Source organism: Acidobacteriota bacterium (assembly GCA_040754075.1).
In the GTDB taxonomy this organism is placed as follows: Bacteria; Acidobacteriota; Blastocatellia; order UBA7656; family UBA7656; genus JBFMDH01.
On sequence record JBFMDH010000001.1, the window covers coordinates 102923 to 119157 of the forward strand.

The 16235-nt window shown below is 48.8% G+C and carries 10 protein-coding genes; 6 read left to right on the forward strand and 4 right to left on the reverse strand.

Features of this window, described 5'->3' with window-relative positions:
* The first annotated feature begins 49 nt into the window (after positions 1-49).
* The 5 genes from AB1757_00395 to AB1757_00415 all read left to right on the forward strand — a co-directional run bounded on the left by AB1757_00395 (position 50) and on the right by AB1757_00415 (position 9404).
* The gene (locus AB1757_00395) at positions 50-1705 is read left to right on the forward strand and encodes a carboxypeptidase regulatory-like domain-containing protein (GenBank protein MEW6125491.1); all 1656 of its coding nucleotides are present in this window, start codon (positions 50-52) and stop codon (positions 1703-1705) included.
* 78 nt (positions 1706-1783) lie between these two features.
* The gene (locus AB1757_00400; GenBank protein ID MEW6125492.1) at positions 1784-3607 is read left to right on the forward strand and encodes a carboxypeptidase-like regulatory domain-containing protein; all 1824 of its coding nucleotides are present in this window, start codon (positions 1784-1786) and stop codon (positions 3605-3607) included.
* An 89-nt stretch (positions 3608-3696) separates the two neighbouring features.
* Entirely contained in the window at positions 3697-5595 is a 1899-nt protein-coding gene (locus AB1757_00405) for a carboxypeptidase regulatory-like domain-containing protein (GenBank protein MEW6125493.1), read from the forward strand.
* 59 nt (positions 5596-5654) lie between these two features.
* Positions 5655-7364 (forward strand): carboxypeptidase regulatory-like domain-containing protein, encoded by a 1710-nt coding sequence (locus AB1757_00410; GenBank protein MEW6125494.1) that lies wholly within the window; start codon positions 5655-5657, stop codon positions 7362-7364.
* Positions 7365-7400: 36 nt separating this feature from the next.
* Entirely contained in the window at positions 7401-9404 is a 2004-nt protein-coding gene (locus AB1757_00415; GenBank protein MEW6125495.1) for a carboxypeptidase regulatory-like domain-containing protein, read from the forward strand.
* A 251-nt stretch (positions 9405-9655) separates the two neighbouring features.
* Here AB1757_00415 and AB1757_00420 read toward each other — a convergent pair whose 3' ends face one another.
* The 3 genes from AB1757_00420 to AB1757_00430 all read right to left on the reverse strand — a co-directional run bounded on the left by AB1757_00420 (position 9656) and on the right by AB1757_00430 (position 14801).
* Positions 9656-10708 (reverse strand): hypothetical protein, encoded by a 1053-nt coding sequence (locus AB1757_00420; GenBank protein ID MEW6125496.1) that lies wholly within the window; start codon positions 10706-10708, stop codon positions 9656-9658.
* Between the two features lie 153 nt (positions 10709-10861).
* On the reverse strand, positions 10862-11692 hold the full coding sequence (locus tag AB1757_00425) for a hypothetical protein (protein MEW6125497.1): 831 nt from the start codon (positions 11690-11692) through the stop codon (positions 10862-10864).
* A 64-nt stretch (positions 11693-11756) separates the two neighbouring features.
* On the reverse strand, positions 11757-14801 hold the full coding sequence (locus tag AB1757_00430; GenBank protein MEW6125498.1) for a CHAT domain-containing protein: 3045 nt from the start codon (positions 14799-14801) through the stop codon (positions 11757-11759).
* Between the two features lie 393 nt (positions 14802-15194).
* Between AB1757_00430 and AB1757_00435 the strand changes: the two genes are divergently transcribed.
* On the forward strand, positions 15195-15374 hold the full coding sequence (locus AB1757_00435; protein ID MEW6125499.1) for a hypothetical protein: 180 nt from the start codon (positions 15195-15197) through the stop codon (positions 15372-15374).
* 130 nt (positions 15375-15504) lie between these two features.
* Here the strand turns inward: AB1757_00435 and AB1757_00440 are convergent, their stop codons facing one another.
* On the reverse strand, positions 15505-16086 hold the full coding sequence (locus tag AB1757_00440; protein MEW6125500.1) for a sigma-70 family RNA polymerase sigma factor: 582 nt from the start codon (positions 16084-16086) through the stop codon (positions 15505-15507).
* Positions 16087-16235 lie beyond the last annotated feature (149 nt).

A 16235-nucleotide genomic window follows, 5' to 3' on the forward strand; every position in this document is an offset into this window, starting at 1 on the left:
CAACCATCATGCGATAGGCGCATCGCGAAACTTATCAACGGAGGTTTCAATGCATTACCTGAATCGAATACTTTCTTCATTGCTCATCGCCTTTTCATTAGCAGTATCGACGCACGCTTTACAAAGCGGCACAAAACCCGCAGGCACAGGTTCGCTTGCCGGGCGCGTGCTTATTGATGGCAAACCGCAGGCTAATGTCACAGTCGTATTGCAACAGGGGCGCAGGCGCATGACCACGCTGATTCCCGAAATGAAGACGACGACAGACTCGGAAGGGAACTTCAAAATTGAAAAGGTTCCGGCAAACGATTATCTGTTGAATGCGCTGACGCCGGGTTTTGTCAATCCCGCTGAATTAGGCAGTATTTTGCCTGAAAAAGGCAGACCTGTGGTGATTAATGCGGGCGAAGAGTTGACCGGAATTGAAATCGCATTAAAGCGCGGCGCGGTCATTACAGGACGTGTAGTGGACGGGAACCATCAACCACTGATTGAGGCCTGGCTTCAATTGTATAAGCTGGATGAAAAAGGCGAAGCTCAATATTTTTACATTAATAATCCGCGAATGTTGCTAACCGATGATCGGGGAGAATATCGCCTTTATGGATTGCCTGCCGGTCGTTACAAAATCGGACTTGGCGCCAAACCGGGTATGACAGCCGCGACCAGGTATGGCGTAAATCTTTATCAGTTGACCTATCACCCTGATACAACCGATGTGATGAAAGCTGAGATTATCGAACTTGGCGATGGCGAAGAAGCGACCAACATTGACATTAAACTGAGCCACAAGCTGAAAACTTATACTGCAAGCGGACGCATCATTGATGCGGCGACCGGTAAGCCTGTAGCCAATGTGCAATATTTTTGTGGCTTGGTACGTCCAACCGGTGAGTATGGCGGCATGGTAAGCCCGGCGATGAACCCCACCGGCAGAGGTGAAATGTTTTTTGAAGGCTTAACTCCCGGCAGATATGCCGCAATGATACTCAATACAAACGATAGTGAAACATATGCTGAGGCTGCGCCATTTGATATTAAGGATGAAGATGTTCAGGGACTTGAATTAAAAATTTATCGCGGCGCTAGCATCAGCGGTGCGGTAGTAGTCGAAGGAACGGATGACCCGCAAATTCTCGCGCTCGCGCAACAGGCGCGAATTTGGCAACGAACAAAGAATACTGATCCCACGCCGTCAATCTGGCATCCTCGCCCAATTGCCGCTGACGGCAGTTTCAAACTTATCGGTTTACGTCCGGGAAAGATTGAGATTGGCGCTGACAGCCCGTTTAACAATAAGCGAATCGCTTATGTGCGAACCGAGCATAATGGCGTTGAGGTGAAAGAGTTTGATGTCAAAGCCGGCGAACAAATCACCGGCATTCGCATCGTGATGGTTTATGCGACGGGCGTGATTCGCGGCACCGTGAAAGTTGAAAACGGCAGCCTGGCTGAAAACGCGCGACTCTGGGCAATGATTCGTCGCGCCGGAGAAACGAAAACTCGTTCAATGACAGAAGTGGATGCGCGCGGGCGGTTTGTCATCGAAGGTTTGGTTGCGGGTGAATACGAAATCCTGCTGTATGGCGATAACGGCAATAAACCGCTTCCACGGGGAATCAAACAAACCGTCACCGTGACCAACGACGCGGAAACGCCGGTCACGTTGGTCATCAACCTTGAAGCCAAAAATCAGGATAAATAGATTTGTGAATGGAAATTTATTCGCACACATTAACAAGAAAAAACGTCTGGTGAATTTATCAACCTTGAAGGAGAGACGATGAAAAAAATTATTGCACCCGGGCTTTTGAGTATTTTGTTGGTTATTGCGGCTTTCGCTCAACAACCTTCTGCAAATCCATCGACGACTACCCAGGTCAAAAAAGCTGCCGCAGAGCAACGCCAGTCGCAAGCCCGGCGCGGTTCAATCTCCGGGCGCGTAGTCAGTGACAGCGGACAACCGCTCGCGCACATTGCGGTGACAGTTTCGGCAATGGGAAACCGCGCGCAAATGAATCAACGCAATCTCGGCACCGACGAAGAGGGCAGATTTCAAGCCGATGATTTATCGGCAGCAACCTATCAGGTTTCGCCTTTCGCGCCGGGTTATATCCTTGCCAATCAGAGAAACGAAGTGACAGTTTATCGCCTCGGCGACAGCGTGACCTTTACGATGACCAAGGGCGGCGTGATAACCGGCATGGTCAAGAGTGCAACGGGCGAACCGGTCATCAATGTTTCAGTGCGCGCCATCCGCGTCAAAGATGCCGAAGGCAAAGCGATTCGTTCTGCCAATATCAGAGTTGAACGCCTGACCGATGACCGGGGCATCTATCGTTTGTACGGACTGGAATCGGGAACTTATATCGTTATGGCGGGCGGCAACGGTTTTTATAGCGGCGGTTATGACAAATATTCCGAAGACATTCCCACTTATCATCCGTCATCGACCCGCGACACCGCGAATGAAATTCTGGTGACCAGGGGGCAGGAAGTATCGAGCATCGACATTGCCTATCGCGGCGAAAAAGGCAAGGTCATCAGCGGCAGCGTTGCCAATCATCCCAATCTCGCTCCCAATTATGCCATCGGAGTGATGCTGATAAACGCCATCACCGGCGTTCAGGAAGCCACCGCCTCTGCCAGTACGCGCTCGGACAGTAGTCGCAGTTTCAGCTTTTTCGGTATAAGCGACGGCGAATATCTCGTCAAAGCCATGTATGTTCCATTCAATGATGAAAAGAATACGATGGCATCAGCGGCAAAACGCATCGTAGTTAAAGGCGGCGATGTGACCGGTGTTGAACTGGCGCTTGCGCCGCTCGCTTCGATTTCAGGTCGCATCATTTTTGAACCGCTTACAGATGAAGCGGCAAAGAAAAAATGTGAGCCTGCCAAAGACACATCTCTGGAAGAGGCGCTGATTTTTATTCGTCGCGATGACCAAGCCGAAACGCCGCAACTGCCATTTAATCCACCTTCGCAATTTTCCGGCGATGAAAAGGGGGAATTCACGCTCTATCGGTTTGAAGCCGGACGCTATCGTTTGTCGGCGAATTTACCGAGCGATACCTGGTATGTAAAATCCATCGGTTTCCCTAAGACTGCGAAACCCAACCAACCCGCTTCGCGAAATGCTCAACTAAGCGATGTTGCAACCAGAGGCTTGAATCTGAAAGCCGGTGAGCGCATCAGCGATTTGACCATCACCATCAACGAAGGCGCGGCAAGCCTGAGCGGTAAAGTGAGTGCTCCCTCAGAGCGCGACGCGCTGCCAGCGAACCTGCGGGTCTATCTGGTGCCTGCGGAACGCGAACGCGCAAACGACGCACTGCGTTTCGTTCAAGCTCAGGTGCAAAGCGACGGAAAATTTTCTTTGACAAACCTTGCGCCCGGCAAATACTGGATAGTCACGCGCATTGCGAGCGATGATGAGTTGACGGATAACGCGCCGCGTCCGCTGTATTGGGACATAGACGGGCGCAATCAGTTGCGCAAAGAAGCCGAAGCCGCAAATATCGTAGTTGAATTGCAAACGTGCCAGCGCCTTGCGGATTATGGGTTGCGCTATACGCCGCCCAAACCGGCAACGAAAAAGCTGTAAAAAATCAAAAATTGATTTCAATGAATGAAACATTAGCGGTTTAATTTAATGAGCGAGAGAATGGTGGTTGAATTCATGTTGGAGGATTTATGCCGATGGTAAAACGTATTTTTCTGGTCATCTCTTTGAGCCTCGTGACGATGCTTGCTCAGCCTCGACAAACGCTTTCGCAAGACAGCGGCACAGGCGTGATTGCCGGACGTGTAACCGTCAACGGGGTTCCGGCGCGTGGCGTTCAGGTGATGGCGTTTTATGAAGGCGATGGTAAACAAGACGAACAACTGTTCGGCAAGATGATGTCGCAAATTTTATTTGGCAATGGCGGCGATTTCGTTTTCAAATCGGTAACCGATACCAACGGGCAATTTCGCTTTTCGGGAATGAAGTCCGGCAAGTATGAAGTTCGCGTCTTTGCCCCTGCGATGATTGGCACTAAAACCACGAATCCGCCGCCTCCGGCAAAAGGTGATGATGAGAAAAAAATTGCCAATGCTAAAAAAAATGACGAAGACGAAGACGAAGATGATGACGAGGAAAGCCCCGAAGCCATCGCCGCTAAATTTAAAACCGAAACCAACGACAGCGCGCGAAAGGAATTGAAACTCGGCGAAGGTGAAACCGTTGATAATCTCGAATTTTCCATCACGCGCGGCGGCGTCATTACCGGCAGAGTGACATTTATGGATGGTCGTCCGGTGATTGGTGAAGTCGTGCGTCTGGTGTCGCAAAAAGAATTTGATGGCAAAAATGAGTACGCGCTTTCATTCGGCGCAGAGATGTTTGGCGAACAATTCATGACCGATGACCGGGGCGTCTATCGCATTTTCGGGGTGCCGGATGGTCGCTACAAAATCGCTGTGGCGTTTAATGGTGGCGGTTCGATTTTTACCGAACGCTTTGCCGAAAGACGCAACCGCCACCAGACGACCTACTATCCGGGCACCACAGATGAAGCGACCAGCGGCATCGTTGAAGTTCGTGGCAGCGGCGAAGTTCCCAACATCGATATTAAAATCGGCGCACCGGCAAAAGCTTATATGGTTGCCGGACGGGTGATTGATGCGGAAACCGGCAAAGCGATTCCGGGCATAGTCATTCGCTGCACTGCAATCAATGCCGAAGCCCGTTCGCAAGGCAAAAGCGCGCCGACAAATGCGCGCGGGCAATTCACCATTGAAGGGCTGACGAGCGGCGACTATTCGGCGATGATTGCAGCGGAATTAATGGAAGACCGCGAATTTTATGGCGATGCGACAAGGTTTGCAGTTAAAGACGCAAACTTCACCAATCTGGAAATCAAACTCTATAGAGGATTGACGGTGAGCGGCACAGTGGTCGTTGAGGGCGCAGGCAGCGCCAACGTCACTGTCGGGCTTGCCGGACAATACGTTTCCGCGACCAGTTGGGAAGACCGGCAGGGCGAACGCCAGGAAGGGATGCTCTATACCCATGCCAGTTCCGACATTAAGGCGGACGGCAGTTTCATCTTAAAAGGATTAAGACCCGGCAAAGCGCGCATCGGTGTGATCAAGTTGTCGGAAGGTTCAGGCGGATATGCGCTGAAACGGGTCGAGCGTAGCGGCGTAGACATTACCGCCGGATTTGATTTGAGGCGCGGCGATGTGATTAACGATGTGCGCATCGTTGTCGCTATGGCAAACTGCACCATCAACGGTAAAGTCCATTTTCAAGGCGGCACGCCACCCGCAGGAACTTATATCTATGCCGTTGTTCGCAAGCCCGGCGCAAAGGATGGTGAAGACGATGATGACGGATTTGATGCCCGCAGCAGCAATACGATGGTCAACAAAGATGGCACTTTTAAGCTGGAAGGCTTAACGCCAGGGCAATACGAATTGGTGGTCATCGCGACAATGGGTGGCGATGAAAAAGAGGGCGATTTAAAACGGCGCGAGAGCAAACAGCTCATCAACCTCGTCGAAGGCCAAACCCTCGATGTTGAATTGTCTCTGGATGTGAGCAATTGAGTCGAAAACAAAGCGAAGCTATCTGTTAATCACCAACAACCATTCGGACATAGATAAATATGAATCATCTGAAACATTTTCCTCTTCTGGTTGCTGTGATGTTTTGTGCAGCGTCCTATGTATTTTCGCAAACTTTGTCAGAACATCCTCCCACCCACAAAGGTGTGATATCCGGTCGTGTAACAATCGATGGCAAACCCGCTCAAGGCATTATTGTCGTTGCGCTACCTGACGATTCCGATATTCGGGCATTTCGCCAGTTCGTCGCTAAAGGAGTTCCTTTTCCTAAAGTGAGTACGAATGATGACGGAACCTTTCGGTTTAACGGAATTGAAGCGGGGCGTTACAAACTGTCTGTGCATGCGCCGACCATGCTTTACGTTGTAGGGCAGGACAATGAATCGATTGACAAGACTTTTACGGTTGGCAAAGACGACGTGATTGAAAATATTAATTTTGCTTTGATTCGCGGAGGGGTGATTACCGGGCGGGTGATTGATGCAGATGGGAAACCGGTTATCGGAGAAGTTGTTAATGCCATTCGTCAAAGAGGTTCAGATAAAGAGCCATATCAAAGAAGAGTCACTGGGGGAATTGAAAGTTTCCTGACTGATGACCGAGGTATCTATCGTATTTATGGTCTGGCAAATGGACGCTATAAAATTGCTGTTGGTGGCGACAGCACATTTCCTGGACAATCCGTTCAAAGAGGCAAGCGCGCAAGGCAAACCTACTATCCCGGAGTGGCTGACGCTTCAGCAGCCAAAGAGGTAGAAATTACCGATGCCAATGAGGTTCAGGGAGTGGATATTAAAGTTGAAGCTGTTCCATCCACTTACGCGATTAGCGGGCGAGTGATTGATGCCGAAACCGGCAAACCCGTCCCGCATGCGGTCGTGAAGTATTCATCGTTTGGTACTTCATTTAACCCGTTAAGTATTTCAGCGAATGCTCAAGGTGAATTTAAAATTCAGGGCGTAAGAAACAACAACTATATGCTTGAAGCTGTAAACCCAAGCGATGAAGCCAAAGATTATTATTCCGAAAAAGCGGAATTTAATCTCAAAGACGCAAACGTCGAAAATATCGAGATTCGTTTGCATCAAGCCGTAACCATTAGTGGGCAGGCATTCATTGATGGCTCAAGTGATCCGATGTATATGGAAAAGCTTTCGCAGGCAACCATATCCGCAGTTTCGCGTGATGAAGGAAGTGGTAGCTTACTAAAAAATTCCACCGATTCGGTAGCGAGAATCGGTGCGGATGGCAACTTTATTTTTCGTGGGTTAATGCCGGGTAGTGCCTATATTCGCCCAATGGTTTATTCAGGGTTACCCGGATTCTGGATTACTAAAGTAGAACGCACAGGCGCGAATAAAGAACTAAAGCTAAGCAGGGGAGAAGCAATCAACGATGTGCGCTTGTATGTAGCCCCAAGAACCTGCAAGATACGCGGACAGGTGAAAATCATTGGCGGAACATTGCCTGCGGGTACATCTCTGGACGTTTCATTTTACCGGCTGATCAATGGAGAATCGGATTACCCCTATAACGCGAAAAACAATACCAGTGTTGAAGTTGACGCAAACGGTCGCTTCATCATCGAGTATTTGATTGCGGGGGATTACGAATTGGGGGTGAGTACACAAACCGCCAATCCCTCAGAGAAAGCCAAATACAGCGCACCACAAAATGTGAGTTTAAGCATCGGGCAAGAATTGGAAATGGAAATCGTTTGGGATTTAAAAGCTAAAAATCAAGACAACTAATTTAAAGTTTTAAATTTGAATCATAAAGGAGCGACCATGAAACGCTGGATGATTGTCATCATTATTTTTTCTACAATCCTGATTGCCAACGCGCAACGACCGCGCAAAACGCCAACTAAACCGGCTGCTGAAAAAGCCGCGCCGAAAAATGTTGTCGGGCGCGCGCTCACCGGACGGGTGATTGATGAGAGCGGCAGACCCGTCGATGATGCGATGGTGCTGGCGGCTCCGGCAGGGGTGATGAGCCAGCAAAAACGACCTGTTAATGCCGGCATGCGCACCGCAACCACCGGCGAAGACGGACGTTTCGCGTTTGACGAACTCAATACCGGTTCTTACGCCCTTAAAGTTTATGCGCCGGGCTATGTCGTCGCGCCGGGAGTTACGCAAGAAAATGGTAAACCGAAATATTTTCACATCGGCGATGAGGCGACGCTCCGGTTAATCAAAGGCGGGGTGATTACCGGAATGGTGACGACGCTTTACGGAGAACCGCTGATTGGCGTTCAGGTTCGCGCCATGAAAATTAAAGAGGTGGATGGTCGCGCCAGCCGTAGCGCACCCGTAGATGAAATGACGATTGGCAGAAGCTGGAAGACTGATGACCGTGGCGTCTATCGTATCTACGGGTTGGAACCGGGCATTTATGTTGTGGCGGCGGGCGGTAAAGGCGTATTGAGTTTTTCACTTGGCGCTTATGATGCGGATTCGCCGACTTACTATCCGACGGGCACACGCGACACCGCGACGCCGATTACGTTGCAAAGTGGGCAGGAAATCGGCGGCATCAACATTCAATATCGCGACAATCGCGGGCACCTCGTCAGCGGCACGCTTTCGGGATTTGATAATCAGGGCGTGGCTTTTGTGACGCTGACCAATGCCGCGACCGGCACCATCGAAGCGATGTCACTTGGCGGGGCGATTTTCGGAATCGGCGATGGGGAAAAGCCTTCGTTTGCTTTGGGCAGCGTGTCGGATGGCGACTATTATGTGAGCGCCATGGGCGGCGATGAACGCAAACTGAATCTCGCAACCGATGAAACGCTGGTTGCGCCGCCGCGTAAAGTCACGGTGCGCGGCGCGGATGTGACCGGCGTTGAACTGACGCTGATGCGGCTCGGTTCGATTTCCGGCAAATTCGTTTTAGAGAATTTGAAATCGGTTGATGGTAAAAGCATCTGTCCGGCGAAACGCGCATCTTCGGTTGAAGAAGTGGTCTTGCTCAGTCAACTGGACGTAAAAGGCAAAGACCGCCCGGAACCGACGATGCCGATTGCGGCGCTGTTTGCGATGTTTACGACCGATGGCGTGCCCAATGAAAAAGGCGATTTTCGATTATTGATTATTGATGGCGGACGTTATCATCTCGACATCAAATTGCCCACGGAAGATTGGTTCATTCGCTCAATTACAATGCCTGCAAATTCAGCCAGCCGCGAATCTAAAGAACCAATGGCTCAACCAACGTCAGGGGGGATTTCAACGAAGGAGCCGACAAACGCCCAAGCAAAACAGCCGTCGAATAATCCATCGAAAGAGTCCACAGGCAATCAACCAAAGACCGAATTAACCCAGTTCAAAGATGCGGCGCGCGAGGGCATGATGATGAAATTAGGCGAAAGGCTCGAAGGCGTCACCATCACTGCATCCGAAGGCGCAGCCGGACTCAAAGGGCGAGTCACGGTTGCAAAAGAAGGCGAGCAATTGCCTAATCGCCTGCGCGTGGTGTTGGTTCCGGCAGAACCGGAAAGCGCCGATGATGCGCTGCGTTATTACGAAACCGAGATGCAACGCGACGCGACATTTTCTTTAAATAATCTCGCGCCGGGAAAATATTTCGTCATCGCTCAAGCGGTTTCCGAAGAAGAGATGAACGACGACACCTTGCGCCCCTTGCGGTGGGATGCTGAGTCTCGTAAAACTTTGCGCAAAGTTGCCGAAGCGTTAAACGTCACCCTTGATTTTCAACCCTGCCAGCGCGTCGGAGATTATCTGCTAAAAGCTTATCAGGGGCGAAATTCTGAAAATAAAAGGTAGCTTAAAATAAGGGCATTTATTGCAGCTTGCAAAACGATTTACTGGGGTTGAGGAAGCGGTCTTTGACCGCGTCGTTGGTTGAAGCGCAGTCAAAGACCGCTTCCTCAACCGATTCAAAATAAGCTCAATCGCAAACCGCGCTAAAAGCGAGCCGCACCTGACGGCGCGAATACAGAGCTAGAGAATCGCTCAGCACCGCGCGAAGGGGCGCTTTTAATCGCCTCCGGTCAAAGCCACGGTCAGCTTAACAATCAGTGACGGTTTAAAAAGGGAATAAGGGGGTTGACAAATGATATTTGCAGCATCTGAAAAACGCTATCGATGTTGCAGGCAAGCGCGTGTTCCGCCGGATTGTGTGCGGCTTCCCCTGCAAAATGCAACCCCACCGCTACATTTTTCTCATCCGTGTCGGTGTCAATCAACCAGAGACTGCCGGAATCCCCACTACCGCTGATTTCTCCCGTTAAAGGTTTTTTGTCAGGGTTGGGGCGAATTTCAAACCCGGCTACCTGGCGTTCACCCAAACTCCCCTGATAATTATTTTTAAATATCCCCAGACAATTCACGATTCCATAGGTCACTGCGGTTGTTCTGCCTGATTTCACTACCTTGTCGTTCAGATTTGGAATCGCGATACGCCGGGGAGTGATGTTTAATCCCAAAATATTTTCGTTGATGCCGCGTTCGGAAATGCTGGCTATCGCACAGTCTCCCTCTATTCCTAAATGGCTTCTAATTAACTTGCCGGTAAGGTTTGAAAACACCTGGTTAGAGTCGTTTTTACTTGGCTGAACGATTTTATTCCCGGCTTTTCCCTGTTCACCACAAAGTATATGCCAGTTGCTCAAAAGGTAAGGCGTGCCGTTTAACGCATCATAAACAATGGCACCGATGGTTCCTGAAAGCGACAAACTGATGTTGCCGACGCTGATACCAGGGCGTAAGGTGCTGAAACGCGACCGGCGCGAGGGTTCAGCGGCTGCGAGGGTAGGTAAAGGTTCCGGCAAAGTTGCTTCATTGAGGATTTTATGGGAGAGGCGATATGAACGCGCAACGACATCCGTAGGAATCGCAACATCATCCTGGTCAATGAATGCGGAAGGCAAAGGTTGCATGCCCTCAGCTTCCAGCCTTTCAATAGATAATTTATTTTTTACGGTAAACCGTATCGCCAGTTCATCTGTAAGCTGGAGGTCTTTGATTTTGTATGCGACTCCGACCGACGTCACATTAGGCAAATCGAGGTATTTAACCGCGTTTCGCTCGATAAATTCTAATAATTCTTCTTCGGTTTTCTTTGACATATAACAGTCCTCACTTTTCCAAAATTACTGATACGCTGTCGCTGTATGCAAATTGGTTGGGGAGGCGCGGGGGCTACCAACCGGGCTATTGCCCCCATTTTTTTAATGGTCTACTTAAAACGGGTGTTGACACAGAAAATTTCTGGTTCCGGGTCAAGGCGCTCGGTTGCCTCCCATACAGGGAATCAACGGATCGCCTTCGGAGACGCTTGCCGTATCGGTCTCGGGGTCAGGTTGTAAATCAACTTTGTGGTCTTCATCCAGACCTAACGATAAGGCATGGTAAAGTAACTTGAAATCGCTGTGGCAGATGTCATCGGGGATGCAATCCCGATCAATTTCAATCAAATAGTTCAGCGGGTCTGATGCCTGAAATTCATAAAGAACATTCGAGCCATTCTTAAAAATCGCTTTAACGCCATGTTCAAGTTCGATGTCAATGGCAAGGGTATGCGCCATATGTCCGAATAAGTCGATTTGTCCGCCTTGAACGCTGAAGGCTCTGCCAAGGCTGACACTCCCCGTATAAAAAATTCCTTTATTGAAGTAGATCGTCGGCGCTAATTCAGTCGGATCGAGGTGCGCCGAACATTTGCGCCCCAGTAGATCATCCAAATCAACGACCCAACCGAAATCCATATCCGGACGATCAGATGACGTGACATTGTTTAAATCAGGCAGCGTTCTTCGGTTAAAGGGCTGTTGAGAGAGGGAGTCGGAGCGGTATACCTGTATCCCCGGTTGAGTAACCCGGTTTACCAGAATTGAAAAGTCCTGATGGTAATCGGGGCTGATTTCGATAAGCTGATTTTTTTCCGGGTCTTTATCATTCCTGATTTTCAAGGTAATGTTCATGCGGTGATTGGGAGCGTTACGCAGCAAACCGATGTCCGCTTGTGAACTGCCGTCCACGATATTACTGATGAACATACCGCTGGCAATGACTCGGATTTTCGGGCAATGTGGCAAGATATTTGTGGGCATGAGGGTCTCCTTTGCAAATTCGCATTTAAAGTAATGATGGGTATGCAGCTTGCGCCCGTGGTAATCAAAAACCGGCGCATCCGCCGATGGTTACAAATGCTGCCCAGTAATAAGGTGAATGAATTCTCTCATCCGGCGCTTGCAGAATATCCAATTGCGCTTGCCTTAATGCGGCTACTGTGGACATGCCGTTTTTCTTACGATATTGATGAAAAGCGATCATTAAATCTTTGGTCGTAGGCGAATCCACCGCCCAGAGGCTGGCTACGACCAGCGGAATGCTTTTGGCTATAAAAGGGCGCGCAATACCAAGCATTCCTGCTCCGTAGTATCCTTCTACGGCGGTACTACAGGCAGATAAGATAACCAGTCTTGGGCGCTTGAGATTCAAGTTGTAGATTTCACCGCAAGTCAATTCGCTGGTTGCGTCCTCTGATAGAGGGGAAGAAGATGATGGACTTGTCAGTAATAGCTTAGATAATAGCGGGGACTTTTCATGGATAATGGAATGCAGGGCTAAATGAATGATGTCAACTCTCGCCATCTCACGTTCAATCGGTTTTTTTATCGCCCGTTTGCCAACCAAACAGGACGAATCGGGAGCGTAGAAACGTTTTATGTTTTCTGCTTCTGTACCGGCTGATGGTAAATCCTCCAGGTCAGGAAAACGCTGGTGATCAAAAGCCGGGTTGCCAACGCTCAGTAAGCGTTCGTTTTTGACCCCTTGCTTTTCCAGTGCCGCTATCGAACTGAGAATGAAAAGCGTCGAGCTTGGCGCTACACAGAGTTTGAATTCTTCGAGTAAATATTTTTGTGATGGTTCAGAGAAGAGAGCGGCAAAAGGAATACGATTAAGAATTTTATCGGGGACAATACACAACTGCTTGTTTTTATCCAACCACCCCTCAATGGGTTCGATGAGAATTTTATAGAGTTCCTCAGAGCTTTGTTTGAGTTCAAGGCGATTTCCTTGAGGCGATTTTTTTATTAAATCAAGATAACCGGCGATGTCGTGGTTTAAAGCGTTAATATCGATTGGCGATTTTTGGCTTGAAAAATTATCTCTGGAGAGAACCCAAACAATCAAACCGCTGTCCATGACCTGGTACTGAACGATTTGTGCTTCTTGAGGCAATTGCGCCTGGATTTCTCCCAACCCCATCGGTTGCACAGGAAAATCCATCTCTGACTCGGAACTGGTTAAGGGAGCGGTTTTGAGAGAACTGGTACTGGCTAAATCCAGTAACGACCTTGCCCGGCATTTTTCTGAATATTCAAAGGCTCTTTGAGGATTCCCCTTTATTGAAAATTCATGATCGATGGCGGCATCAAATACTGCCTGCTCGCTCTCGAAAAAAGAATCGCGATTATTCTGCTCCCGGATGGTTGAACGGTGGCGATCAAAAATGTTTAGTGTGGTTTCTAAAGTTTTATCAAAAGATGAACATTCCCCTTGCGCGATGCACGATAACAGTTTCCCGGAGAAAGCGGAGTAATCAAAAGCTTTGAAACCCAGTGACTCATAAAGCTCAATGGCTTGATCATAATCCTGGATAGCCGCGTTGTACTCTTTTTTTAGTTTATATAAGTTAGCGCGTTGTAGAAATGATTGGGCAAGAGCGTTTTGGGAAGCTCGTTCATCAGGAAGCGATTTGCCCAGTTCAATGGCTTTCTCCACATTATTCAGGGCTTCCTGGAAATCACCTTGATCAGCATAAGTCGCCCCCAGCAGGGCATAGGAACGCCAGATGAATAACGGCGCGTTCAAGTCCCGGGCAATCTGTAGCGCCTGTTTCTGATATTCGATAGCCGAGGTGTGTAATCCCAGTTTACCAAGCGGTTGCGCAATGGAAATATAAGCTCGCCATTTTTGTCTGGGTGCGGCTGGAAAGGCATTCAGCAGTTGAAGGTTACGAAGATAAAAATTTAATGACCTGGAATAATCTTTCAGGTAAAAAAATTCAGACCCTAATTGGTGTAAAGCTTTTGCCTGAGCATCGGGATTTTCTAACTCTTCTGCCAGGGTTAAAGCCGCATTACTTTTGTAAATGGCTTTAGAGTAATCCCAAAAGGACATATGGGCAATGGCGATGCCCTGAAGAATTTGCGAGGTGAACCACTTGTACTTTTTTGCCACGCAGGTTTTTAATGCCTGTTCAAATGTGGAAAACGCCCAAGCCGGATCAGACTTTAATAAATAAGCATGCCCTAACAGATAATCAACCAAAACTTCGTCGGGGCGGTCTCCGCCATTTTGCATGATTGCTCTACCGCTTCGGTAATCTTCTATGGCTTCTTCTATTCTCTCGTTCAGGATATGCTGTTGCCCGCGCTTTAAAATCTCATAGGCTTGGGCGATTTCCCTTTTTTTTATATGGCTAGAAGATTGATAGAAATTTGCTAAGTCATAGATGAAACAATCCCCGGTTTTTTGTTTGAGCAATTGACCGAGGTATGACAACGCTTCAAGTCGTTCCTCAGCCCGGTCTTCCTGATTTTCCAGGCAAAGGTTGAAGTATCCGGTAATTAACTGATGCTCAATCTTGCCGCCGGTAACCTCATAATTTTGACGAATCAAATCCCAAATGGCGGGGTTATCTTGAATTTGGTAAGCGATGAGAAAATTTTGAAATAATTCTTCCTCGCTCCTGGAATTTTGTTTACGTTTATTTTGGATTTCTTCAATTCTCTCTTGCGCTTCGCTTGCCCATTTCGATGCCCGGTCTTTTTCGAGATACTTTTGCCAAGCCTCTTCTTGAGAGGCTTCAGACATATCCATCTCTTGCCTGAGAATCGCCAGGTTGAAAAGGGCAGTCAGCAGAGAGCCATCCAGTTCGAGAGCTTTTTGAAGATGCTCGAAACTTTTTCCAAATGCCAGACCGCTTTGCGCCGTTTCAATCTTTTTCTCGCGTTCTTGCCTTTTGCTCAGTTTACCCGTTTCCAAATATGCCGCGCCGAGATCGCTGTGGATTTTGGCGTCGTTGGGGCTTTTCGTTAAGGCTTTCTCGAAATTCTCAATCGCTTTCTCGAAATCTCCGGTCGCTAAGTAATACTCGCCGAGCGCGTGATAGGCGGGGGCGCTCTGCTCGTTGATTGCCGCTTGCCGCAAGGTGATCTCTGCCGCTTCGAGTTTCTGTTTGTCGGTGACGGCGTCTTGCGCGCCTCGGGTGGTGATTTTCGGAGCGTATTCATCCAATGCCGAAATGCGCGCTTCGAGCGGTCGCTGTCCGCGATATGCCTCTTTTAATGCCACCAGTCCTTTATCGACATCCGATTGATAAAAATAGCTGCGCCATACCAGAAACGTGATGCCAAACGCGAAAATCAATAACGCCGCAGCGCGCAGATAATTACTGGTCGCCGCCCTTCTCCACCAATTGACCCGTAGGGTTGACGGGATGATGACCGGCTCTTTTTTTTGTGAGTCGGGCAGCGGTTCATCATCTGTGACCGGCGCAAGTTCATCTGCCGCGAACTTCCGCAAATTCATCACCAGAGTGACTTGCGCGCGACCTTCGGGCGTGTTCAAAAAAGCGCGCGCGAATTTTTCACGTTCGTCTGCGGTCAACGTTTCACGGACGTATTCCTCAATCAAATCGTCTTCGGTGAGTTCCACTTCGTCAAAAAATTCTTTATCGGTGAGCAGGCGTTGCTCGACCCGTTCGCGCTCGTCTTCCGGTAACTCGCCAAGCAAGTATTGTCTGATTAAAGCTTGCTCCTTACGCTCTTCCATTTACACTTCCTCAAACTCAAAGTGATAGCTCAAGCCTTTTCATCCGGTTATGGTTTCGGTTAATAAAATATTACAAATGCTATGCTGTCAGGTTCTTTAGACAGCCGAATATGCAGGTTTGCAATTCCGTTTTCAGGCGATGAATTTTTACCCGTAAATGATTGAGTGAAATATTTAAGGAATCGGCAATCTCGCGCCGATGATCAATTTTGGCGCGATGATTATCTTGAAAATAATGAATGATCAAGCGGCGGTCTTCATTGCTCAATTCATTCAGGCAATGCTCCAGACATTCCCAATGCTTTTCCTGATATGAACGATATTCCTCATCGTTATCATCCGGCAGTTGAGGTGGTAAGGGTTCGGGGTCAACCTTTTTCTTGTGATATTCGTGCAAGACATTTTTCGCCACCCCGTAAAAATAGAGCGCCGGGTCGCCCACATAATTGTCAGCGATGTCGTGGACTTTGCGGCAGACGCGGTCTATGGTTTCATCGGCTAACTCTTCGGAAATCAGACAACCGCGTCGCGTGAAAATTTTGATTAAGCCAAAGCGAATCTCTTCATACTTGATGCCCGCGCGTTCACGTTCCGGGTGGAGCCACACCAGCAGTTTCTCGAAATTTTGATTATCCGAAAAAGATGAGGATAATTTACGCAAGTCTGCCCGCCCCGCTCAGTTTATAGTCCCCCCCGCTGAGTTCCGTTAAGTAAGAAACAGAATTTAAACGCCGCGAATGTTATCTACAACCGTAATCTGAGTCAAGCGGATAATCTGAAAGGTAATTTCTGAAATGGATTGCTCGAAAG

What these genes read in the sequence shown, in the direction of transcription:
- AB1757_00395 (MEW6125491.1), top strand. Translation starts at nt 50, where the DNA reads ATGCATTACCTGAATCGAATACTTTCTTCATTGCTCATCGCCTTTTCA.
- AB1757_00415 (MEW6125495.1), top strand. Translation starts at nt 7,401, where the DNA reads ATGAAACGCTGGATGATTGTCATCATTATTTTTTCTACAATCCTGATT.
- AB1757_00420 (MEW6125496.1), bottom strand. Translation starts at nt 10,708, where the DNA reads ATGTCAAAGAAAACCGAAGAAGAATTATTAGAATTTATCGAGCGAAAC.
- AB1757_00410 (MEW6125494.1), top strand. Translation starts at nt 5,655, where the DNA reads ATGAATCATCTGAAACATTTTCCTCTTCTGGTTGCTGTGATGTTTTGT.
- AB1757_00405 (MEW6125493.1), top strand. Translation starts at nt 3,697, where the DNA reads ATGCCGATGGTAAAACGTATTTTTCTGGTCATCTCTTTGAGCCTCGTG.
- AB1757_00400 (MEW6125492.1), top strand. Translation starts at nt 1,784, where the DNA reads ATGAAAAAAATTATTGCACCCGGGCTTTTGAGTATTTTGTTGGTTATT.
- AB1757_00425 (MEW6125497.1), bottom strand. Translation starts at nt 11,692, where the DNA reads ATGCCCACAAATATCTTGCCACATTGCCCGAAAATCCGAGTCATTGCC.